Source organism: Streptomyces sp. NPDC059788 (assembly GCF_042732265.1).
Lineage (GTDB): Bacteria > Actinomycetota > Actinomycetes > Streptomycetales > Streptomycetaceae > Streptomyces.
In genome coordinates this window covers 23,677-45,798 of the sequence record NZ_JBHWHY010000013.1, presented here as the reverse complement: position 1 = coordinate 45,798, position 22,122 = coordinate 23,677, and the positions used below count along the sequence as shown (strand labels likewise).

The 22,122-nt window shown below is 71.2% G+C and carries 14 protein-coding genes and 1 pseudogene; 7 read left to right on the top strand and 8 right to left on the bottom strand.

Translation table 11 applies throughout. The annotated features are described in order from the left end of the window. Positions 1 to 76 precede the first annotated feature (76 nt). From ACFV57_RS13810 to ACFV57_RS13800, 3 genes are all read right to left on the bottom strand, one after another. Positions 77 to 1,348, bottom strand: coding sequence for a hypothetical protein (locus tag ACFV57_RS13810; protein WP_385230146.1), 1,272 nt, complete (start codon positions 1,346 to 1,348; stop codon positions 77 to 79). A gap of 154 nt (positions 1,349 to 1,502) precedes the next feature. After that, entirely contained in the window at positions 1,503 to 2,636 is a 1,134-nt protein-coding gene (locus ACFV57_RS13805; protein WP_385230143.1) for an amidase domain-containing protein, read from the bottom strand. A 195-nt stretch (positions 2,637 to 2,831) separates the two neighbouring features. Further along, complete coding sequence (locus ACFV57_RS13800; RefSeq protein ID WP_385230140.1) at positions 2,832 to 5,153, bottom strand: alpha/beta fold hydrolase; 2,322 nt, start codon at positions 5,151 to 5,153, stop codon at positions 2,832 to 2,834. Here ACFV57_RS13800 and ACFV57_RS13795 point away from each other — a divergent pair. The 3 genes from ACFV57_RS13795 to ACFV57_RS13785 all read left to right on the top strand — a co-directional run bounded on the left by ACFV57_RS13795 (position 5,142) and on the right by ACFV57_RS13785 (position 8,950). Then, positions 5,142 to 5,705, top strand: coding sequence for a TetR/AcrR family transcriptional regulator C-terminal ligand-binding domain-containing protein (locus tag ACFV57_RS13795; protein WP_385230137.1), 564 nt, complete (start codon positions 5,142 to 5,144; stop codon positions 5,703 to 5,705). The genes ACFV57_RS13800 and ACFV57_RS13795 overlap by 12 nt on opposite strands. Before the next feature lie 320 nt (positions 5,706 to 6,025). Then, positions 6,026 to 6,436 (top strand): VOC family protein, encoded by a 411-nt coding sequence (locus ACFV57_RS13790; protein ID WP_385230134.1) that lies wholly within the window; start codon positions 6,026 to 6,028, stop codon positions 6,434 to 6,436. Positions 6,437 to 6,529: 93 nt separating this feature from the next. Beyond that, positions 6,530 to 8,950, top strand: a complete 2,421-nt coding sequence (locus tag ACFV57_RS13785) for an ATP-binding cassette domain-containing protein (protein WP_385230131.1) — start codon at positions 6,530 to 6,532, stop codon at positions 8,948 to 8,950. Positions 8,951 to 9,024: 74 nt separating this feature from the next. On the opposite strand, the gene ACFV57_RS13780 is transcribed toward ACFV57_RS13785, so the two are convergent. Then, positions 9,025 to 10,710 (bottom strand): glycoside hydrolase family 13 protein, encoded by a 1,686-nt coding sequence (locus ACFV57_RS13780; protein WP_385230128.1) that lies wholly within the window; start codon positions 10,708 to 10,710, stop codon positions 9,025 to 9,027. 301 nt (positions 10,711 to 11,011) lie between these two features. Here ACFV57_RS13780 and ACFV57_RS13775 point away from each other — a divergent pair, with 301 nt between their 5' ends. Together ACFV57_RS13775 and ACFV57_RS13770 are read left to right on the top strand one after the other, a co-directional pair. Beyond that, the gene (locus tag ACFV57_RS13775) at positions 11,012 to 11,713 is read left to right on the top strand and encodes a TetR/AcrR family transcriptional regulator (protein WP_385230125.1); all 702 of its coding nucleotides are present in this window, start codon (positions 11,012 to 11,014) and stop codon (positions 11,711 to 11,713) included. A gap of 21 nt (positions 11,714 to 11,734) precedes the next feature. Then, positions 11,735 to 12,171 (top strand): annotated as a pseudogene (locus ACFV57_RS13770) (hypothetical protein). A gap of 242 nt (positions 12,172 to 12,413) precedes the next feature. Here the strand turns inward: ACFV57_RS13770 and ACFV57_RS13765 are convergent. The 4 genes from ACFV57_RS13765 to ACFV57_RS13750 form a co-directional block, all read right to left on the bottom strand. After that, positions 12,414 to 13,145, bottom strand: a complete 732-nt coding sequence (locus tag ACFV57_RS13765; protein WP_385230122.1) for a phosphoribosyltransferase — start codon at positions 13,143 to 13,145, stop codon at positions 12,414 to 12,416. A 47-nt stretch (positions 13,146 to 13,192) separates the two neighbouring features. Further along, complete coding sequence (locus tag ACFV57_RS13760; RefSeq protein ID WP_385230119.1) at positions 13,193 to 13,348, bottom strand: hypothetical protein; 156 nt, start codon at positions 13,346 to 13,348, stop codon at positions 13,193 to 13,195. Continuing rightward, on the bottom strand, positions 13,338 to 14,036 hold the full coding sequence (locus tag ACFV57_RS13755; protein WP_385230116.1) for a dienelactone hydrolase family protein: 699 nt from the start codon (positions 14,034 to 14,036) through the stop codon (positions 13,338 to 13,340). Before ACFV57_RS13755 ends, ACFV57_RS13760 begins: the two co-directional genes overlap by 11 nt. 566 nt (positions 14,037 to 14,602) lie before the next feature. Further along, positions 14,603 to 15,781, bottom strand: a complete 1,179-nt coding sequence (locus tag ACFV57_RS13750) for a cytochrome P450 (protein WP_385230113.1) — start codon at positions 15,779 to 15,781, stop codon at positions 14,603 to 14,605. Between the two features lie 789 nt (positions 15,782 to 16,570). Here ACFV57_RS13750 and ACFV57_RS13745 point away from each other — a divergent pair. Both ACFV57_RS13745 and ACFV57_RS13740 read left to right on the top strand, forming a co-directional pair. Next, on the top strand, positions 16,571 to 18,115 hold the full coding sequence (locus tag ACFV57_RS13745) for a hypothetical protein (protein WP_385230110.1): 1,545 nt from the start codon (positions 16,571 to 16,573) through the stop codon (positions 18,113 to 18,115). Between the two features lie 241 nt (positions 18,116 to 18,356). After that, positions 18,357 to 22,088, top strand: coding sequence for a nitrate reductase subunit alpha (locus ACFV57_RS13740; protein WP_385230403.1), 3,732 nt, complete (start codon positions 18,357 to 18,359; stop codon positions 22,086 to 22,088). Positions 22,089 to 22,122: the final 34 nt, after the last annotated feature.

The following is a 22,122-nucleotide window of genomic DNA, read 5'->3' as shown; positions in this document are numbered from 1 at the left end:
GCCCGCGAACCTCTGCCGTCCGGCCGGAGGTTCGCGGTACGGGGGCTCCGTCCGTCTCGGAGGCCGCGGCCCGGGGCTACTTCACCACCGACGCCCAGTCCGTGATCTGCGCCGGGTCCAGACCGCGCATCCGCTCCAGGACTTCGGGGTCCTGGACGTCCAGCCAGTCGGCCACCTGCTTGAAGGTGGCGCAGCGCACGCCCTCCTTCTTGCACACCGCCTTCACGACGTCCTCGATGGCCTTCATATAGATGCCGCCGTTCCAGTCCTCGAAGTGGTTTCCGATGAACAGCGGCGCCCGGCTCCCGTGGTAGACGCGATTGAATCCGTTGAGATATCCGTCCCGCGTCAGCTTGCGCCACTGCTCGTACTTGGCCGGGTCGCCCTTGGTGTTGTCACCGGACTGGTTGTAGAGGAAGTTGAAGTCCATGGACAGGACCTGCTTCTCGCTCTTGGGATAGGGCAGCAGCTGCAACGGGAAGTTCCATATGCCGTTCTTCTTCGACGGCCATATCTGGAAGTCGCCGGGCGAGCTGGCGTCGTAGCGCCAGTTGAAGCCCTTGGCCGCGGTGAGCAGGTTCTCCTGGCCCTCCAGGCACGGGGCGCGCCCGCCCACCAGCTCCTTCTTGTAGTCGAAGGGCAGCGCGGGCAGGCTCGTGTAGCCGGTGTTGGTCTTCCAGTTCTGGACGAAGGAGTACGACTGCTCGATCTCGCTCTTCCATTCCGCGACGCTCCAGTCACCGCCGCCCTTGGCCCCGCAGAAGTGGCCGTTGAAATGGGTGCCGATCTCGTTTCCGTCCAGCCACGCGCCCCGGACCTGCCGCAGGGTGTCCTTGATGTGCTCGTTGGTCGCGTACGAGATCGCCGACGCACCCGGCTTGTGCTGCGGCGGCTTGTACATCGTCGCCTTCGCTTTCGGCAGGAGGTAGGTGCCGGTGAGGAAGAACGTCATCTTGGCGTTGTTCTCCTCGGCCACCTGCCGGAAATGCGAGAAGAGGTGGTCGTCCCCCTCCAGCGCGCCGTCCCAGGAGAACACCACGAACTGCGGCGGCTTCTCGCCCGGCTTGAGTTTCGTGGGCTTGGGCTGCTTGGGCTGGGGCCCGGTGTAGGACGTCGAACCGTCCCCGAGCACCCTGACCTTGCCGTCCCACTTCTCCTCGGGCTTCGGCGACGGACCGGCCTTGCCCGCGCCGCCCTCCGGCGGGGCCGGCCGCTGCCGGGCGGCGTCCTGCGACGGCGCCGCCTTGCCCTCCCCGCCCTGATCGTCGGTACCGCAGGCCGACAGGCCGAGGGCGAGTGCCGCCGCGGTGACCAGAGCCGGCGTGCGGAGCACGCTCCTCTTCGACATTTCCCTACCCCCTGGCACCAAAACACGTGTTCTGGCCCAAGTATCACAGAGGCGTCATGCCGCTCATCAGCCACCGCCACCCCCTGTCGCGGCAGACGGACGTGCGGGCCCGGCGCACGGCCGGGCCCGTGTACCCGTCGAACGGGCCGTGCCGTCAGGTGCGGTAGGCGTAGTAGACCGAGTCCGGGTAGGACGCGATGATGCTCGCCACCGACTTCCGGTAGGTGTTGGTCGAGTGGTACGTCAGGTACGGCACGCCGGAGCTGCTGCGGTACGTGGTCATCATGGAGTGGTCCTTGGACCCGTCGCCGTCGAAGTCCATCTGCATGACGTCACCGACGTCCATCTGGTAGACGTTCGACAGGCTGGTCACGCGCCGGGAGTTCAGCGCGTACCAGGACCACTCGTTGGCCCCCACCCAGCTGTCGGACTGGTAATTCGTGTCGTACCACCACTTGCGGTAGTCCGAGGCGGACCCGCCCTCCGGCTTCCAGCCGCCCGCCTTCAGTGCCTGGCTCAGGAAGTTCGTGCAGTCGCCGCCGGCCGCGTTGAACTTCCGGTATTCGGGGTTGTAGTTGCGCCAGTACTTCTCCGAGTACGCGGCCATGGCGGCGTAGCCGTAACCGGCGCTCGCCTGCTTCCTGGGCGCCGGGCGCGAGGGGCGGGAGGTGGCGGCGGTCGGCGCGTCGGGCATCGGGTTCCCGTCGCCCGCGACCGCCGCCGTCCGCAGCGTGGGGGCGTTGATCGCGCCGGGTCCCTCGTCCCGGGACCGGATACCGGTCAGCTCCCACTTCCCGCCCTCGACGGCGGTGAAGTCCAGCTCGTGGCGGGCCTTGAAGCCGGTCGTGGCGGGTTCGTCGCCGCGGACCTTCTTGTACGTGAGCGTGGTGCTCTCGGTGACCTGCACGGTGGCGCGCCGGCCGGTGAGCCGGGTGTCGTCCACGATGACCCGGGTGTCGGCGCCGGTGTAGGCCTCCCCCAGGGCGGCGAGCCGCTGCTTGCGGGCCCGCAGCGAGGACATTCCGGTGTCCTCGGCCCGCGCCAGGCGGGCCGACAGGCGCACCTGCTTACGGGGCAGCGGGGCTATGCGCCCCGAGCGGTTGTCGAGCAGCGCCGCCGTACGCTGCGTCAGCAGGGCGTCGGCGGTGCGGCTGAACGTTTCTGCGGTCGTCTGGTCCACGCCGGCGGTCCGCGGCGCCGCCACGGCGGGCGAGGCGGGCAGGCACATGGCCGCGGCGGCCACGGTGAGCACCGTGCCGACAGCGGATCTGAGGATCGTTGATTTCACGAATTTTCCCCTTGTCACCCCGGCCCACCCGGGCCGGGCAGGGAATCTTTGCACAAAGTGCGCAACAGAGGGACAAGTGATGCCGATGTGACGTGTGATGCGACATCGACGCGCAGCCGGCCGGCCGGCTGGCCGGCGGTCCGCGTCGCGTTCCGCGAGAGGGTCGAGGACGGCATCGGCCGGGCGGTGGAGGGCTCATCGAAGATTCTTGGAGCGGAGCCAGGTGCGGATGGCTTCAATGTGCTGAGCCTTGCTCTCCAGCGGCAGCCAGTGTCCGGCAGGCACCCGCACCACGGTGAGATCTGCGCAGGCCGCGCGCATCGGGTCGCCTTGGCGGTTTCCCGAGATGTTGCAGATCGCGTCCCACTCGCCGTTGACGAACAGCACCGGCTGCGTCAGGCGCCCGCCGTCGGGTGCTTTGCGCGCGTAAGCGATGTTGGCGTCGTCGTTTGTGTACCACGCGGAGGGAGGACGAAAGCCGTGAATTGCGAAGGCCTGCACCAGGGTGTCGAAGTCCGCGGGTGGCCAGAGGGCCGGATCGGCCGGCGTCGGCGGTGCGCGGTGCGCGGCGCCGAAGCGTCCGCCGTCGCGTGTGACCGTGGCCGTCGGTGAGACGGCGCCGATCGCGGCGGGGCCGCCCGGTTGATAAACCGATGCCAGCGTTGCCGCCGGAGCCGCGTCAAGGTCGGCGACCGCCGCTTCGGAGTGCGTCGTGTAGTAGCGGTAGTAGTCCCACTGTCCGTCCGGATACCGGTCGGCCGGGTAGAGCTGACGGTCGACCAGGGGTACGAGCGTGGCCAGGCTGTTGGCGGTGGGGTAGTAGGCCCACGAGGTCAGCACCACGCCGCGGCACCGCTCCGGCTCGTGCGCGGCCACTGCTCCCGCCACGACGCTGCCCCAGTCGTGGCCGACCCAGACCGCGGTTCTGCCGCCGAGATGGTCGTGCAGCTCCGTCAGGTCCAGCACGGCCTCCTCGACGGTGTAGGCGTCGGTACCCGCCGGAGCGGAGGATTCGCCGTACCCACGCAGATCGGGCGCGACGCAGCGCCACCCGTCGGCAGCGAACGCCTCCATCTGGGCCCGCCACAACAACCCGATGCCCGGCCACCCGTGGAGGAAGAACATCAGCGGTCCGTCGGCTGGTCCGCACTCCAGGTAGTGCGTGGTGTGGCGAGGCGTGCCGAAAGTGCGCGAGACCAACGGCGGTGCGATGTCGCGCCGGACATCGTCCTCGCCGTCCCGTCGACGCGCGTGGGCGGTCCCGGCAACGAGAGCGAACAGGACCAACGCGATGTCCAGGGCTCCGTACACGACGGCTGTCGGTTTGAGCCCGAATCGCTCGACAGCGAGCCCGGCGGCGAGCGCAGGCACACTGAAGGCGAGATAGCTGACGATGTACATCGTCGCGAAGACCTGGCCCCGTCGGGCGATCGGGGCCGCCTCACCGAGGGCGTGGACGGCGAACCGGAACGTCGCCCCGAACCCGAATCCCGCGATCAGCGACCCGACGACGTAGAGCGGCAGTACACCCGTCGGCATGGCTGCGACAGTGACCAGGACGCCGACGGCGAGGGGCCCGAGGCCGAACCGTGCGCGGTGTCGTGGCGGAGCGAAGGCCGACGCGACGGTGCCCGCCGTCCCTGCGACGAAGAAGACGCCGAGGATGACGCCCGCGACGAAGTGGCTGTGCACGTCGAGGACGGTGGTGAGGATCGACGATCCGAGCGAGAGGTACAGGCCGCCAAGGGCCCACGTCGCACTGATCGACGGCAGCAGTGCGACGAAGACCGGCCGCGTGGCCCGCGGGAGTTGAGCACTGGGCAGCAGTGACCGCCAGATCTTTTCCCGGGCTGGCGAGTCGGATCGGGCGCTCTCGGGAACCAGCCAGACGAGTGCCGCGAGCACCAGGTACACGACGGTGAGTATCCAGTAGACGAGTTGGCGGGGCAGCGGCGCGAACTCCACCAAGGCGCCGGCGAGGACAGCGCCGATCGCTATCCCCAAGGGAGGGACCGCGCTGCTGACGGTCGAGCCGAGCCGGGGGTTCGGCGCGGACTCCATGATCAGGGCCGTAGTGGCGCCGGCGGCTGTCCCCACGGCAAGCCCCTGCACAATGCGCGCGGCCATCAGGCCGCCGACGCCTGTGGCGACGGCGAAGAGCAGCATGCCCAGAGCGAGCAGCACGAGGGCGCCGCAGGCGACAGGCCGGCGGCCCACCCGGTCGGAGACCGATCCGACGGTCAACAGGGCCGCGAGCAGGGCGAAGACGTAGACGGCGAAAACGACCGTCAAGGTGAACGTGGAGAGGTCCCACAGGCGCTGATAGACCGGGTAGAGGGGGGACGGCGCCGAAGCGGCCGTGAGCGTGGCCGCGCCCACGGCCCCGGCCAGGAAGAACGAAACCGAACGGTTGAGCACGCGACCTCCATCGAAACGCAATGATCTTTGCTTTAAGCCGGGCGGCCCATCATAGTAAAAGCAAAGATCTTTGCGTATACTGGTGACGTGTCTCACCATGCAGCCGCCAGCCGCCCCGGAGGGCGGAGCAGTCGAGTACTGACCGCGATCTACACCTCGGTCGGTGAACTCGTGGGCGAGGGCGCCGAAAAGATCACGTTTCCCGTGGTCGCCGAACGGGCCGGGGTCAACCCGACGACGCTCTACCGACGCTGGGACAGCGTCCACGCCCTCCTTGAGGAAGTCACTGTCGCCGCCCTGACCCGGGACGGCGAGTCAGCGCCCGACACCGGCTCCCTCCAGCAGGATCTGACCGAGTGGGCGCAGGTCATCGCCCGCGACATCACACGTCCCCACCGAGCCCGATACCTGCGCGCGATGGTGTCGGCCCGCACCGAGACCGTCGCGAGCTGCCCGGTCACGGAGAAACGGCGCGAGCAGGCATCGGAGGTGGTGAGCCGGGCCCGCGAACGCGGTGAGAAGACACCGAGCGTCCCGCAGATCCTCGACCATGTCATCGCGCCTCTGTACCACCACGTCGTATTCGCGTTGCCCGTCGATCGCGAGTACGCGCGACGTCTGGTCCGCGATGTGCTGGCCATGGCTGAGTGACAGGCTGTCCCGCACATGCTGGACGTGCTGCTGGACCTGCACGGCGGCGTGAGCCGGAGAGGGTGGTGCCCGACCACACCTCGGTACCGATGTTCCCCGAGGCCGCCTCGCAAACGGTCCTGCGCCCGAGCAAGATCAGACGTCACGGCCCGGCGGACGCGAAGCGCCGTTCCGGTTCCCGGAACCTGTTCTGCTGTGGGGCCAACGGGTCCGGCGGCCGCGGGGAACCACGACAGGGTCGGCCCCGGTACGGGCGGGGTGAGCGGACCGATCAGTTTTCGAGAAGCCCCGGTCGGCCGGCTGCGGCTAGCGTGACCTGCATGGACATCACCCTGCACACGAGCGTCCTCCCGCACGACGACCCGGACGCCTCCCTGGCCTTCTACCGCGACCTCCTCGGCTTCGAGGTCCGCAACGACGTCGGCGAAGGGAAGATGCGCTGGATCACCGTCGGCCGGGCCGGTCTGAGCGCTCCGACCCTCCTCCTGGCGCCGCCGGCCGTCGACCCCGGCATCACCGACGCCGAACGCCGCACCATCGCCGAGATGATGGCCAAGGGCACGTACGGCTGGATTCTCCTGGCCACCAAGGACCTCGACGCCACCTTCGCGCAGCTGCGGGCCGGTGGTGCCGAGATCGCGCAGGAGCCGACCGAGCAGCCGTACGGCGTACGCGACTGCGCCGTCCGCGACCCCGCGGGCAACCTGGTCCGCATCCAGGAACTGCGCTGAGCCGTCCGGCGCACACGCTGCCCGTGCGCGGCCCCGGCCGGGGCCGCGCCTGCGGGGACCGCGCACGCGGCCCGCCCGACAGATGGAGACACGATGAGCCAGGCCAGGAGCACGGAGCCGCAGTCGCCCGCGCCGCACGTCGCCGACAGCCACGACCTGATCCGCGTGCACGGCGCGCGCGAGAACAACCTCAAGGACGTCAGCATCGAGATCCCGAAACGCCGTCTGACGGTGTTCACCGGCGTCTCCGGCTCGGGCAAGAGCTCGCTGGTGTTCCACACGATCGCCGCGGAGTCGCAGCGGATGATCAACGAGACCTACAGCGCGTTCGTGCAGGGCTTCATGCCGACGCCGGCGCGGCCGGAGGTCGACGTCCTCGAAGGGGTGACGACCGCGATCATCGTCGACCAGCAGCGGATGGGCGCCGACCCCCGCTCCACGGTCGGCACCGCCACCGACGCCAACGCGATGCTGCGCATCCTGTTCAGCCGGCTCGGACAGCCGCACATCGGCTCGCCCAACGCGTTCTCCTTCAACGTCCCCTCGGTCCGCGCGAGCGGCGCCATCACCGTCGAACGCGGCACCAAGAAGACCGTGAAGGCGACCTTCACCCGCACCGGCGGCATGTGCACGCGCTGCGAAGGCCGCGGCGCGGTCTCCGACATCGACCTCGGCCAGCTCTACGACGACTCCAAGTCGCTCGCCGAGGGCGCGTTCACCATCCCCGGCTGGAAGTCGGACAGCTTCTGGACCGTACGGGTCTACGCGGAGTCGGGCTTCGTCGACCCGGACAAGCCGATCCGTGACTACACCGAGCAGGAAATGCGGGACTTCCTGCACCGGGAGCCGACCAAGGTGAAGGTCGACGGCGTCAACCTGACCTACGAGGGGCTGATTCCGAAGATCCAGAAGTCGTTCCTGGCCAAGGACAAGGAGGCGCTGCAGCCGCACATCCGGGAGTTCGTGGAGCGCGCGGTCACCTTCACCACCTGCCCCGAGTGCGACGGCACCCGGCTCAGCGAGGCGGCCCGCTCGTCCCGGATCGGCGGCGTCAGCATCGCCGACGCCTGCGCGATGCAGATCAGCGACCTGGCCGAGTGGGTCCGCGGCCTGACCGGCCCCTCCCCGGCCTCTTCGGGCCAGGGGTACGCCATGGCCGCGCCGCTCCTCGCGACGCTGCGCCGGACCCTCGACTCGTTCGTGGAGATCGGCCTCGGCTACCTCTCGCTGGACCGGCCGTCGGGCACCCTGTCGGGCGGCGAGGCACAGCGCGTCAAGATGATCCGCCACCTCGGCTCCTCGCTCACCGACACCACCTACGTCTTCGACGAGCCCACCACCGGTCTGCACCCCCACGACATCCAGCGGATGAACAACCTGCTGCTGCGATTGCGGGACAAGGGCAACACGGTGCTCGTCGTCGAGCACAAGCCGGAGACGATCGCGATCGCCGACCACGTCGTCGACCTCGGCCCCGGCGCCGGTACGGCGGGCGGCACCGTCTGCTTCGAGGGGACCGTCGAGGGACTGCGCACCGGCGGTACGGTCACCGGCCGTCACTTCGACGACCGGGCCGCTCTCAAGGAGACGGTGCGCAGGCCCACCGGAAAGCTGGAGATCCGCGGCGCGACGACGCACAACCTGCGCGGTGTCGACGTCGACATCCCGCTCGGGGTGCTCTGTGTGGTCACCGGCGTCGCCGGCTCCGGCAAGAGTTCGCTCGTCCACGGGTCGGTCCCGGCGGGGGCGGGCGTGGTGTCGGTCGACCAGGGCGCGATCCGCGGCTCGCGGCGGAGCAACCCGGCGACGTACACCGGGCTGCTCGACCCGATCCGCAAGGCGTTCGCGAAGGCCAACGGCGTCAAGCCGGGGCTGTTCAGCGCCAATTCCGAGGGTGCCTGCCCCCTCTGCAACGGCGTCGGTGTCATCCACACCGACCTGGCGATGATGGCGGGCGTCGCCACCACCTGCGAGGAGTGCGAGGGCAAGCGGTTCGAGGCGTCGGTCCTCGACCACCGTTTCGGCGGGCGGGACATCAGCGAGGTGCTCGCGATGTCGGTGGCCGAGGCCGCGGAGTTCTTCGGCGCGGGCGATACGCGCGTACCGGCCGCGCACCGCGTCCTCGGGCGGCTCTTGGACGTCGGGCTGGGCTACCTCGGTATCGGGCAGCCGCTCACCACGCTGTCCGGCGGCGAGCGGCAGCGGCTCAAGCTGGCCACGCACATGGCCGACAAGGGCGGCGTCTACCTCCTCGACGAGCCGACCGCGGGCCTCCACCTCGCCGACGTCGAGCAGTTGCTCGGCCTGCTCGACCGGCTGGTGGACTCCGGCAAGTCGGTCATCGTCGTCGAGCACCACCAGGCGGTCATGGCGCACGCCGACTGGCTCATCGACCTCGGCCCCGGCGCCGGCCACGACGGCGGCCGCGTCGTCTTCGAGGGCACCCCGGCCGACCTCGTCGCCGCCCGCTCCACGCTCACCGGGGAGCACCTGGCGGCCTACGTCGGCAGCTGACCGGAGCCCGCGCGGGACGGGCACCGCTTCGGCGCCGCCCGTCCCGCGTCGCCTCCCGGTGCCGGCTCCCCGGGTCACTCCGTCGCCGTACGCACCCAGGCCGTCGTCCACGGCGGCAGCCGCTCGCCCGTGACCGGTGCGGAGGACAGCAGCAGCGTGCCGCCGGGGAGCGGCTGCGGGGTGTCCGACAGGTTGGTGACGCAGTGCCAGCCGCCCGAGCGGCGGAAGTGCAGCAGGCCGCCGGCTGCCTCGTCGGGACCGCTGAGCCACTCCAGTGCCTCGTCGGCGAGCAGCCGACGGCGCAGGCGCAGCGCCGTGCGGTAGACCTCCAGCGGTGCGGCGGGGTCGCCTTCCTGCGCCTCGACGGACACCTCGCCCCAGTACGGCGGCTGCGGCAGCCAGGACCCGCCGCTGCCGAAGCCGTACGAGCTGCCGTCGCGCCGCCAGGGCAGCGGCACCCGGCAGCCGTCCCGGCCCTTCGAGCGGCCCTGGCTGCGGGTCCACACCGGGTCCTGGAGGGCGGCGCGGTCGAGGTCGGCCACCTCGGGCAGGCCCAGTTCCTCGCCCTGGTAGAGGTAGCCGGAGCCGGGCAGCGCCAGCATCAGGAGCGTCGCGGCGAGCGCGCGGCGCAGGCCGTCCTCCCGGTCGAGGGCGGGCCGCCGTCCGTCGGAGAGCAGCCACGCCTCCGCGTCGCAGGCCTCCGGCAGGCCGTGCCGGGAGGCGTGCCGGATCACGTCGTGGTTGGAGAGCACCCAGGTCGCGGTGGCCCCGGCCGCCCTGGCGTCGGCGAGCGCGGTGTCGATGCAGGCACGCAGGACGCCCGCGCGCAGGGCCGCCTCCAGGAAGTCGAAGTTGAAGGCCTGGCCGAGTTCCTGGGGTGTGGCGTAGGCGGTACGGCGGGAGTTGCGTACCCACGCCTCGGCGACGGCGACGCGCGGCGGGTCGTACTCGTCGAAGACCCCGCGCCAGTCGCGGAAGATCTCGTGCACCTCGTCGCGGTCCCAGAAGGGGTGGCTGCCGTCCTCGGGCAGGTCGCGCGGTTCGCACGCCTCGACGGCGCCGATGTCGCGCAGCGGGGCGGCCAGGTCCTTGGCCAGGCCGTGGGCCACGTCGACGCGGAAGCCGTCCACCCCGCGGTCGGACCAGAAGCGCAGCGTCGTGCGGAAGTCGGCGCGGACCTCGGGGTTGTCCCAGTTGAAGTCGGGCTGCTGCGGCGCGAAGAGGTGGAGGTACCACCAGCCGTCGGGCAGCCGGGTCCAGGCGGGGCCGCCGAAGCAGGAGACCCAGTCGGTGGGCGGCAGTTCGCCGTGTTCGCCCTTTCCGGCGCGGAAGACGTAGCGTTCCCGCGCGGCGGAGCCGGGCGCGGAGCGCAGCGCTTCCTGGAACCAGGCGTGCTGGTCGGAGGAGTGGTTGGGGACGATGTCGACCATCACCTTCAGGCCCAGCCGGTGGGCTTCGGCGACCAGCGCGTCGAAGTCGTCGAGGGTGCCCAGACGCGGGTCGACGTCGCGGTAGTCGGCGACGTCGTATCCGCCGTCGGCGAGTTCGGAGGGGTAGAAGGGGCTGAGCCAGACGGCGTCCACGCCCAGGGCGGCGAGGTGACCGAGCCGGGAGGTCGCACCGGGGAGGTCGCCGATGCCGTCGCCGTCGGAGTCGGCGAAGCTGCGCGGGTACACCTGGTAGACGACGGCCTGCCGCCACCAGTCGCGGGTGTCACGGTGGGCCGTGTCGGTGCCCGCGGCGTGGTATCGAACGGTCACGTGGCTGCCTTTCGGTCGGGGAGTACGAAGCGGAAGCGGCCCATGGCGAACGGGCGCCGGCCGTGCTCTCGGTCTCGTCATCCCTTCACCGCCCCGGAGGCCAAACCCGAAAGGGGGGACCGGCGGGGGGCCCGTTGCCGGCGCGCCGGGAGCAGGGCGGCCGACGCGCCCCGCGCACCGGGCCCCGTACGGGACCGGCCGTCACCACGGCCACGGACAGGGCGCCCTCGTGCTGTCGACGGCCCCGCCGGTGCGCCGCTCCCCCGTTGGAACGTCGCTCCAGACATGTCAAAATGGCAGCATGGCAACCCGGACGCGCCGGTCGCAGCGGCGCACAGAGGCGCTCTCCCGCGGGCGCATCATCGACGCCGCGGTCGAGCTGCTCGACGCGGCCGGCGAGGGCGGCCTGACGTTCCGGGCGCTGACCGAGCGCCTGGCCACCGGGCCCGGGGCGATCTACTGGCACGTGGCGAACAAGGGCGAGCTGCTCGACGCCGCCACCGACGCCGTCGTCGCCCGCGCCGTGGCCATCGGGTCCGGCGAGTCCCCGGGCTCCCCGCAGGACGGCATCCGCGCCGTCGCGCTCGGCCTGCACGACGCGATCGCAGGACACCCGTGGCTCGCGACGCAGCTGGCCACCCAGCTCTCCCGCAGCCCCTGGGGGACGGTGGCGCCGCGGATCTTCGAGAGCATCGGCCGGCAGGTCCGCGCCCTGGGCGTGCCCGAGAGCAGTTGGTTCACGGCGACCTCGGCCCTGATGCACTACATCCTCGGCGCCGCCGGACAGAACGCGGCGAACGCCCGCACCCTCGGGGCCGACGTCGACCGCGCCCAGTTCCTCGACGCCGTATCGACGGCGTGGGAAGGGCTCGACCCCGACGACTACCCGTTCACCCGGGCCGTCGCGAACCAGGCGCGGGAGCACGACGACCGCGAGCAGTTCCTCGCCGGGATCTCCCTCATCCTCGCCGGCATCTCGGCGACCCACCCGCTCACCCCGTAGCGCCTCCTCGCCGTCCACGTCCTGGCGGCGATCATTGCCGTCGGTCCGGTGACCGTGGCGGCCAGTATGTTCCCGGCCGCGGTGCGCAGCGCCCAGGCGTCCGCTCCGGACGCCGCCGCCCTCTTGGGGGTCCGGCCGCTGCACCGCGTCTGCCGGGTCTATGCCGGTGTCGGCCTGGCCGTACCGGTCTTCGGCCTCGCCACCGCCGGCAGCCTGGGCGTCCTCGGCGACGCGTGGCTGATCGTTTCGATCGTGCTCACCGCCGCGGCGGCCGGTGTGCTCGCGATGCTGGTCCTACCGGGCCAGGAGGGGCTGCTCGGCCGGCTCGACGGCACCGGGCCCCGGTGGAACGCGGCGCCACCGCCCGGCTCGCGATGCTCACCGGCGTCTTCAACCTGCTCTGGGCGGTCGTGACCGTTCTCATGATCGTCCGTCCCGGCTCCACCACGGGAGCGTGACCGTGAACCGCGACAGACCGGCCCTCCGGATCGCCGCCGCCCTCGAACTCGCTTCGCTCATCGTCCTGTTGGGCAACCTCGCTGCGCCGTCTGCGACCCGGTGCTGGCGCTGTGGTGCTTCGCGGGCGGGCCGTCGGTCACCGGCCGGGTACGTGGCCTCCTCTCCCGCAAGCCGGTTCCACGGTGATCGGACGGGTGGTCCGCACGGCACCCCATGGCCCGGTGGCACCGGCCCGCCCGGGTCAGGCCACGGAGGACGCGCCGCGCAGCTGGGCGATCACCTCGTCGTCACCGACCTGGCGGAAGTCGTCGTACCACTCGCCGACCGCCCGGAAGTACTCGGGCCGGTGCAGGACGAGCACGCGGTCGGCCTCTTCGGACAGTTCCGCGACGGCGCTGCGGGAGCCGACCGGCGCGGCGAGGGCCAGGTGGGCGGGCTGCCGCCGGCGCAGGTGCCGCAGCGCGGCGAGGGCCGTCAGACCGGTGGCGAGGCCGTCGTCGACGAGGAGGACGGCCCGGCCGGTGATACGGGGCTCGGGGCGGCCCTCGCGGTAGAGGTTTTCGCGCCGGTGCAGTTCGGCGCGTTCGCGGGCCACGGAGGGGGCGAGTTCCTCCTCGGCCAGGCCGAGGAATTGCAGGGCCCGGTGGTCGAGGACGGGCGGTTCCTCGGCGACGATGGCGCCGATGCCCGTCTCGGGCGAGCCGGGTACGCCGATCTTGCGGGCCACCAGCACGTCGAGGGGTGCCCGGAACTCCCGGGCGACCTCCGCGGCCACAGGGACGCCGCCGCGCGGCAGGGCGAGGACGAGCGGGTCGGCGGCGCCGTACGGCCAGGCCACGGCGTCCGGCGCACCGGCCCGGGCATCGGGTGCCGCGCCCTCGGTGTCCGGCGCCCCGCCCGCGGCGGCGTCGGACGGGGCGCGCAGCCACTGGGCCAGGGCCCGGCCTGCGTGCCGGCGGTTGGTGAAACGCATGGTTGCTCCTTGCCCTCGGTGCGCCGGGTCAGCCGTGCCCGCCACCATCAATAGTCGGCGGTACCGTGCGAGGCCTCGCCGAGGGAGACGTAGCGGGCGTCGCCGATGCGTTCCGTCAGCGGGTCCGGCGCGGCGGGGGCCGGCAGCGGCAGGGCGGTGCCGAGCGCCCGCGTCAGGTCGGGGTCCGCCGGTTCAGCGGCCATCGCCGCCCCCGGGGCTCCCCGGGGGCGGGGAGGGTTCGTCGTCGGGTGGCGACGGGTTCAGGAACCACTCCCGCGCCGCTTCGGTGACCCGCTTCAGGGTCCCGGGTTCCTCGAACAGGTGGCTCGCGCCGAGGACCACCTCCACCTCGCTCGGCGCCCCCATCCGGGACGCGGCCTCGCGGTTGAGCCGCAGCACCTCGGTGTCCAGTTCACCGACCAGCAGCAGTACCGGGGCCCGTACGTGCTCCAGGGCCTCCCCCGCCAGATCGGGCCGGCCGCCCCGGCTCACCACGGACCGGACCCGCGCGGGCCGCCGTCCGGCCGCGACCAGGGCGGCCGCCGCACCCGTACTGGCGCCGAACAGGTGCAGCGGCAGGTCACGCGTGGCCGGATGCCCACTCAGCCAGTCGACCGCCGCGACCAGCCGCTCGGCCAGCAGCGGGATGTCGAACCGGTACTCGGCCGAGACGGCGTCCTGCTCCGCCTCCCTCACGGTCAGCAGGTCCGGCAGGAGGGAGGCCAGACCGGAGTGGCACAGCGCCAGGGCGACCGCGCGGTTGCGGGGACTGCGCCGCGAACTGCCGCTGCCGTGCGCGAAGAGCACCACGGCGCGCGGCGAATCCGGCAGTTCCAGGTCGCTGTCGAGCACCACCCCGCCGGGGGCGGACACGGTTTCGTGCGTGGTCACTGGTTCCTCCTTACGGCGCTGGCTTTCCTTACGGCGCTGGCTTTGCTTCCGGCGCTGGCTTTCCTTCCGGCACTGGACTTCTCTCCGGCACTGGACTTCTCTCCGGCACTGGTCTCTTCCCCGGCGCCGGGGTTCTCTCCGGCTCTCGTCCTTCCTTCCGGCGCCGGCGCCGATCTTTCGTCCGGCACCCGCCACGTATGGCACTCACCGTGTACGGCACTCACCGTGTACGGCACTCACCGTGTACGGCACTCACCACGCACGGCACCGGCAGCGCGGGATCGGCCGCCCTCGTCAGGTACCGCGCGGCACGGCACTTATCCTGTTCGCCCCGCCTGGTTCCGTCGTTCGGCCGAGTGTTCGCACCGCCCGGATGGTGCCGCCGCCCTCCCCGCACACCGCGGCTGCGCGGCGGTCCCGGCCCTCACCGTACGCGTGCCGTGCCGGACCGTGCGGCGGCCTGCCGTAGCGCCCGCCCGGGGACGGAGACCGGCCGCGGAAGTCGCAGGCCGACGAAACGGGCCGTGCGCAGACTCACGCACGGCCCGTCTCACATCGGGGACTCGCTACCACCGCATGGGCAACTCGGAGAAGCCGTCCCCGAGGCGGCCTCCCAGCACCTGGAGCTCCTCCAGCGGCAGGTCGAGTCTCAGCTCGGGCAATCGGGTGAAGAGCAGTTGATACATCGTCCGCAGCTCCAGCCTGGCCAGCGGGGCGCCGACACAGTGCCAGATGCCGTGGCCGAAGGTCAGGTGTGCGTTGGGCGAGCGGCCGATGTCGAAGAGCTCCGGGTCGTCGAAGGCCCGCTCGTCGAAGTTGGGCAGGGTGAAGTCGAGCAGGACGAGCTCACCCGGCTTGATGGTCGCCTCGCCGATCTCGACCTCGGCGTGGGCATACCTGGGCAGCACCGAACCACCGGCCTTGGCCGACCGCAGGACCTCCTCCACGGCGCCGATCATGACGCGCGGGTCCCCCAGCGCGGCCCGGCGCGCCTCCGGGTTGGTCGCGAGCAGCACCACGCCGAGGTCGATATGGCTCGCGACGGCGTCCAGCCCGGCGAACAGCAGCATCGCGGCCAGGGCGCCGACGCGCTCGGCGGGGACCCCGGCCTCGCACAGCCGGGACATCACGTCGTCGCGGGGGTCGGCCTGCTTACGGGCCGCCAGCTCTTCCAGGTAGGCGTAGAAGACCCGCTGTCCGTCCACGGCCCGCGGGTCGTCGACGCCGGCCAGTCCGGAGAGCAGTTCCTCCAGATGAGCCCGCTCTTCGGGAGGCACCCCGAGGAGTTCGCAGAGCACCGTACGGGAGAACGGCCGGGACAGCTGCTCGTGCAGATCGGCGGGCTGCCCCTGGGCGATGAACCCCTTCAGCACCTCCTCCGCGATGGCCTCCACCTTGGGTTCCAGGTCACGAATCCGCTTGGCCGATAAGTTCGGCGTCAGGAGCCCGCGCGTCTCGGCGTGCACCTTGTGCGCGGTCTCGGGGTCGGCGTCGGTGATGAGGATGTCCAGGAACGGGTTTTTGACGTAGCGGGGCGCGTTCGCCGGGTCGGGGTGGGACCGTCCGAGCCGTTCGTCCAGCAGCAGGGCCTTGAGCTCGGCGTAACGGGTCACCAGCCACGCCTGGTCGCCGGCCGGGGTCTTGACCCGGCACAGCGGACTTCTTTCCTGCAGAGCGCGTAGCAGCGGACTCATTCTCAGCACGGTGGACGCTTCGGTGGTGAGTTCGGGAAGTTCGCAGGACATGGCGACGTGATTCCTTCCAACAGTGACGGATGAGATGAAGAGGCAAAGACACAAAGGCACACGAGGGGGCCGGGCCCTGCGGTCGGCGGGCTCGCCCTTACGCGCGGTCGCCCGCGCCGTCCGTGCAGCGTGCTGCCCGGCGGGGGAATGGCCGTCTGCTTCGACGGCGCGCGTGCTCTCCTACCGGCGCCGGGAGGCCCATTGCGGTGAGGGAGTCGACGTCGAACGGCTGAAGTCCCGGCGATCGATGGCCGTGTCCGGTGTGACTCGTCTGAGCACACCGGCGCCCTCGGCCCGTACCAGGTCCACGAGAAGCCGCACTCGTCGTTCCCCTCCCTCCCAGAGCCTGAGCAGGCCGATCGCCCGCGTCTCGAATGCCCACTGTGCGGCGGCCGTTCCGAACCGGACCGCACAAAGAACGACGCTAACTGAGCAACCAATCAACAAAAGATCCCAGTCTTCAAACCTAGGAAGATCCCCAAGGTGTGCCGCTCCACGCCCGCGCCGAGGAGCCGATTCAGGTAGTGATCCGGTGGTTTTTCAGCAGAGTTGGGGACTCGGCTCCTTTGTCGGCAGTTCGGCGACGAAGGCGCGGGAGACCGGCCTCCGACGCGCCCGGGGCGGCTCCCGCATCCCGCCCGGGAGCCCGGACCCTCCAGAGAAACGGCTCACCCTTCCGCGCCGCGCCCTTCTCGGCCATCAGTGGGCAATACGGGCACGCGTCACGCCGTCCCGCCGCCGTGAGCCTCATGATGACGGTGAGAATCCATACGAACCGGAAGGAATCGTATGGTCACGCCACCGTGCCATCGGTCGTCCCCACTCCGGGGTCCGGCGCCCCGTACCGGCCGGGCCCGCCCCGTACCGTGGCCGGCCCTGGTCGCGCTCGCCTACGCCCTGGTCCAGCTCGCCTTCGTCGTTCCGCACACGCACACCGCGCTCGGCTGGGACGAAACGGTGTACGTCTCCCAGAGCGACCCGCGTACCCCTGCCGCCTACTTCAGCGCTCCCCGGTCACGCGGCATCAGCTTCCTGGTCGCGCCCGTTCTCGCCCTCTCCCCGTCGGTGACCCTGCTGCGCAGCGTTCTGGCGCTCGCGTCGGCGGCGGCCTTGTACGGCGCGTTCCGCGTGTGGTCCCCGCTGCTCGGTCACCGTACGGCCGCACTCGCCGCGCTGCTGTTCGCCGGACTGTGGACCAGCGTGTTCAACGGCTCCCAGGTGATGCCCAACCTGTGGGTGGCGCTGTGCGCCACGGCGGCCGTCGGCTGGTTCCTGCGGATCACGGCGCAACCTCATGCGTCGTGGTGGCTCGCCGGTACTCTCGGCTGCGTCACGCTCCTGCGGTTTCCCGAAGGGGGCTGGCTCGGGCTTCCCCTGCTGCTGACCGCGGTGTGCGTACGGGCGTACCGGCCGGCCGTCCCCGCGATCGTCGGCGGACTCGGCCTCGGCGGCGCGCAGTGGGTCGCCGAGGCGTACGACCGCTTCGGCGGGGTCGGCGCGCGGTTGCACGTCGCCAAGCTCACCGAGGGCGGGGTCGGCATCGGGCACGGCTTCGAGTCCGGGGCCGGGGCGGCCCTGCGCAGCCTCAACGGGCCGCTGCTCTGCCGTCCTTGCCGTATTCCGCTGCACGCGCCCGCGCTCACCTTGTGGTGGCTGGCCCTGCCGCTGCTCGCGGTGGCGGCGCTGGTCCTCGCCAGGCGTCGGCGTCGCCCGCTCGCGGTCACCGCGCTGCCACTGGGCTGCGCCGCGTCCCTCGCCGTTCCCTACCTCTTCCTCCTCGACTACTCCGCGCCGCGCTTCCTCCTCCCCGCCTACGCGCTACTGGCCCCGCCCATCGCCGCGATGGCCGCGAGGGCAGTGCGCGACACCCGCCGTCCACGCCCCGGCAGCCTCCCGCTGTCGCGTTGGTGGCGCCCCGCCACTGCCCCCGTCATCGGGTTGCTGCTCGTGGCCCAACTGGCGAGCCAGCTGGGGGTTCTCACCCAGACCACCGCTCAGGCCGCCGTTCTCTCCGACCGCTACCGGCAAGCCGCCGGTACGCTCCGCCGGCTCGGCATCCGACCGCCCTGCCTGATCGCCGGCCCACACGCCCAGCCCGTCGGCTACGACGCGGGCTGCGCGTCCGGCGACATCCAGGGCAACAACCGTTCCCTCACCCCGCTGGACCTGCGACGGCGGGCAACTCGCGAACCGACCGTCGTCCTGACCGCGGGGCACGGCTCCCCTCCCCCGCCCCTGGCCCGCGACTGGCCCGCGCACCGGCTTCCCGGTACGGGCGGCTGGGTGGCCTATCTCGGCCCGCGCCGCCCGCTTCCCGTCTCCGGCGTCGAATAAAGCCCGCGGCAGCACATCGCCGGTGAGGTATATATCTCAAATCACACAAGCAATCGCTATTCGCATATGCGTTTGGCAGGTAGAGCAAAGCACATGGAAGGTTGCGTATAACTCTGCCCAATTGTGCTCACGAAAGCGGTTCCGGAAGGACTTTCGGGGTCAGGCTTGGGCCGGAAATGCGCGCTGCCCGCTGACAGGACACGGTGTGCCGCCGCGCGGAGAGAAGGGATGTCCGGTCGTGATCCAACGCGGGGCACGCAAGGCAGCGGAACGTGTGGCGGGTGCGGCGGCGGAGCGGTTGCTGCAGCTCGGCCAGCAGTTTCAGGGAACCACGACGACCTCGGACCGGCGCGCGGTCTACCGCACGGACCAGGAAGTCAACGACGCTCCCTACCGTGAACGGTGGGCGCACGACAAGGTGGTGCGCTCGACACACGGCGTGAACTGCACGGGTTCTTGTTCTTGGAAGGTATATGTCAAAGACGGTCTGATCACCTGGGAGACGCAGCAGACGGATTATCCGTCGGTGGGTCCGGACCGTCCGGAATACGAACCGCGGGGCTGTCCGCGCGGGGCGTCCTTTTCCTGGTACACCTATTCGCCGACCCGGGTGCGCTACCCGTATGCGCGCGGGGTGCTGCTGGAGATGTACCGGGCGGCGCGGGCGCGTCTGGGCGACCCGGTCGCCGCCTGGGCGCAGGTCACCGGGGACCCGCAACAGCGGCTGCGCTACCAGCGGGCGCGCGGCAAGGGCGGGCTGGTGCGCGTCGGCTGGGACGAGGCCCTGGAGATCGCGGCCGCCGCCCATGTGCACACCCTGCGCGAGCACGGCCCCGACCGCATCGCCGGCTTCTCCCCGATCCCGGCGATGTCGATGGCCTCGCACGCGGCCGGCGCCCGCTTCATGGCACTGATCGGCGCGCCGATGCTGTCGTTCTACGACTGGTACGCGGACCTGCCCATCGCCTCCCCGCAGGTCTTCGGCGACCAGACCGACGTACCGGAGTCCGGCGACTGGTGGGACGCGGCCTACCTGATGCTGTGGGGCTCCAACGTCCCCGTCACCCGCACCCCGGACGCCCACTGGATGGCCGAGGCCCGCTACCGCGGCCAGAAAGTCGTCGTGGTCTCCCCCGACTACGCCGACGCCACCAAATTCGCCGACGAATGGCTGCACCCCCACCCCGGCACCGACGCCGCCCTCGCCCTGGCCATGGGCCACGTCATCCTGCGCGAATGCTTCGTCGACCGCCGCGTCCCCTACTTCACCGACTACGTCAAAACCTTCACCGACCTGCCCTTCCTCGTGGAAGTGGAACAACGCGGTACGTCCTTCGTGCCGGGCAAGTTCGTCACGGCGGCGGCGCTGGGACTGGCCGGGACGGGGCAGGCGGAGGCGGACGGGCGGTGGAAGCCGGTGGTCTTCGACGCGGGCCGTGGAGCTCCCGTGGCGCCGCCCGGCACGCTGGGGGAACGGTGGTCCGAGAACGGCGCGGGCCGCTGGCATCTCGACCTGGGCGACGTGGACCCCCTGCTCAGCTTCCATAAGGAACGGGGCGGGGCCGGCGTGGAGGTCGATCTTCCGCGCTTCGACCAGGGTGCGGAAGGCGTGTCGGGGACCGGAGGCACCGTGCGCCGGGCCGTGCCGGTGCGCGAGCTGAACGGGCGGCTGGTGACGACGGTCTTCGACCTGCTGCTGGCCCAGTACGGCGTACACCGTCCGGGTCTGTCGGGGCAGTGGCCCGACTCTTACGAGGACGCGGACGTGCCGTGCACGCCTGCCTGGCAGGAGTCGCTGACCTCGGTTCCAGCCGGTGCGGTGGTGCGGGCGGCCCGGGAGTTCGCGCGTACGGCGGAGAAGACCCGTGGCCGCTGCATGATCGTGATGGGGGCGGGCACCAACCACTGGTTCCACTCGGACACCATCTACCGCTCGTTTCTGACGCTGTTGCTGCTGACCGGCTGCCAGGGCGTCAACGGCGGCGGCTGGGCGCACTACGTCGGCCAGGAGAAGGTGCGCCCGTACGCGGGCTGGCAGCAGCTGTCCACCGCGGCCGACTGGGTGCGGCCTTCACGGCAGATGGCCGGGACACCGTTCTGGTACCTCCACACCGACCAATGGCGCTACGAGTCCTACCGCGCCGATGCGCTCGCCTCCGCGACAGGGCGCGGGCTTTTCGCAGGCCGGCACACCGCCGACCTGGTGGCGCAGTCCGCCCGGCTGGGCTGGATGCCCTCCGCCCCCACGTTCAGCGACAACCCCCTGGTTCTGGGGGAACGGGTCCGCGCCGACGGACGCGATCCGGGGCAGTGGGTCGCCGACCAGCTCCAGAAGGGGCAGTTGCGTTTCGCGTGCGAGGACCCGGACGATCCGGCGAACTGGCCGCGAGTACTGACCGTATGGCGGGCAAATCTGATCGGTTCCTCCGCCAAGGGCAACGAATACTTCCTGCGGCACCTGCTGGGCGCCCACGACAACGCGAGCGCCGAAGAAGCCCCGCCCGAGGCCCGGCCGCGCGATGTCACCTGGCACGAGGAGGCACCGCACGGCAAGCTGGACCTGCTGCTGGCGCTGGACTTCCGGATGACCTCCACCACCCTGATGGCCGACCTGGTGCTGCCGGCCGCCACCTGGTACGAGAAGCACGACCTGTCCAGTACGGACATGCACCCCTACGTGCACGCCTTCTCCCCGGCGATCGATCCGCCCTGGCAGGCGCGTACCGACTTCGAGATCTTCCACGGCCTGGCGGCGAAATTCAGCGAACTGGCCCAGGGGCGCCTGGACACCCGCCACGACCTGGTGGCCACCGCCCTGCAGCACGACACGCCCGGTGAGACGGCGCAGCCCGGCGGCCTGGTGCCCGACTGGCGGGAGGCGGGCCCGCCACGGCCCGGCCACAACCTCCCGGCGTTCGCTCTCGTCGAGCGGGACTACACGGCCGTGGCCGCGAAGCTGGCGAGCCTGGGGCCGCTGGCCGAGGAGGCGGGCATGACGGTCAAGGGCGTGACCGTGTACCCGCGGGCGGAAGCCCGGTGGCTGGCCGACCGGTGCGGAACGGCCCAGTCGGAACCCGTACGGGGCCGGCCGCTGCTGGACACGGACGTGAAGCTGTGCGAGGCGATCCTCGCCCTGTCGGGCACCACCAACGGACGGCTGGCCGCCGAGGGCTTCGCACACCTCGCCGAACGCTGCGGACCGGACAGCCGGCTGGAGGCCCTCGCCGAGTCGGTCGCCGAACGGCGGGTGGTCTTCTCCGACACCCAGGCGCGTCCGGTGCAGGTGGGGGCCAGCTTCGAATGGTCGGGCAAGGAAGGGCCCGAGCGGCGCTACGCGCCCTTCACCATCAACACCGAGCACCGCAAACCCTGGCACACCCTCACCGGCCGCCAGCACTTCTACCTCGACCACGACTGGATGGCCGAGCTCGGTGAGCAACTTCCCGTCTACCGGCCGCCGCTGGACCTGGCCGCGCTGGGCGAACACCCCCCTACGGGGGTGGGGGGTGCCGCTCGCTCGGTGACGGTCCGCTATGTCACTCCGCATTCGAAGTGGTCGATCCACTCCGAGTACCAGGAGAACCTGCTCATGCAGACCCTGGCGCGCGGCGGGCCGGTCATCTGGATCAGTGTCGAGGACGCGGCACGGATCGAAGTGGCGGACAACGACTGGATCGAGGCGGTCAATCCCAACGGCGTGGTGGTCGCCCGCGCCGTCGTCTCACACCGTATGCCGCCGGGCACGGTGTTCATGTACCACGTACAGGAACGCCTGGTGAACGTGCCCAAGTCCGAGACCACCGGCCGTCGCGGCGGCGTCCACAACGCGCTCACCAAACTTCTGATCAAGCCCAGCCACCTCATCGGCGGCTACGGCCAGCTGTCCTTCGCCCCCAACTACTACGGGCCCACCGGCAACCAGCGCGACGCCGTCACCGTCATCCGACGCCGCTCGCAGAACGTGGAGTACTGACATGCCCCGCGGGACACCCCCCACCCGCCGAGTC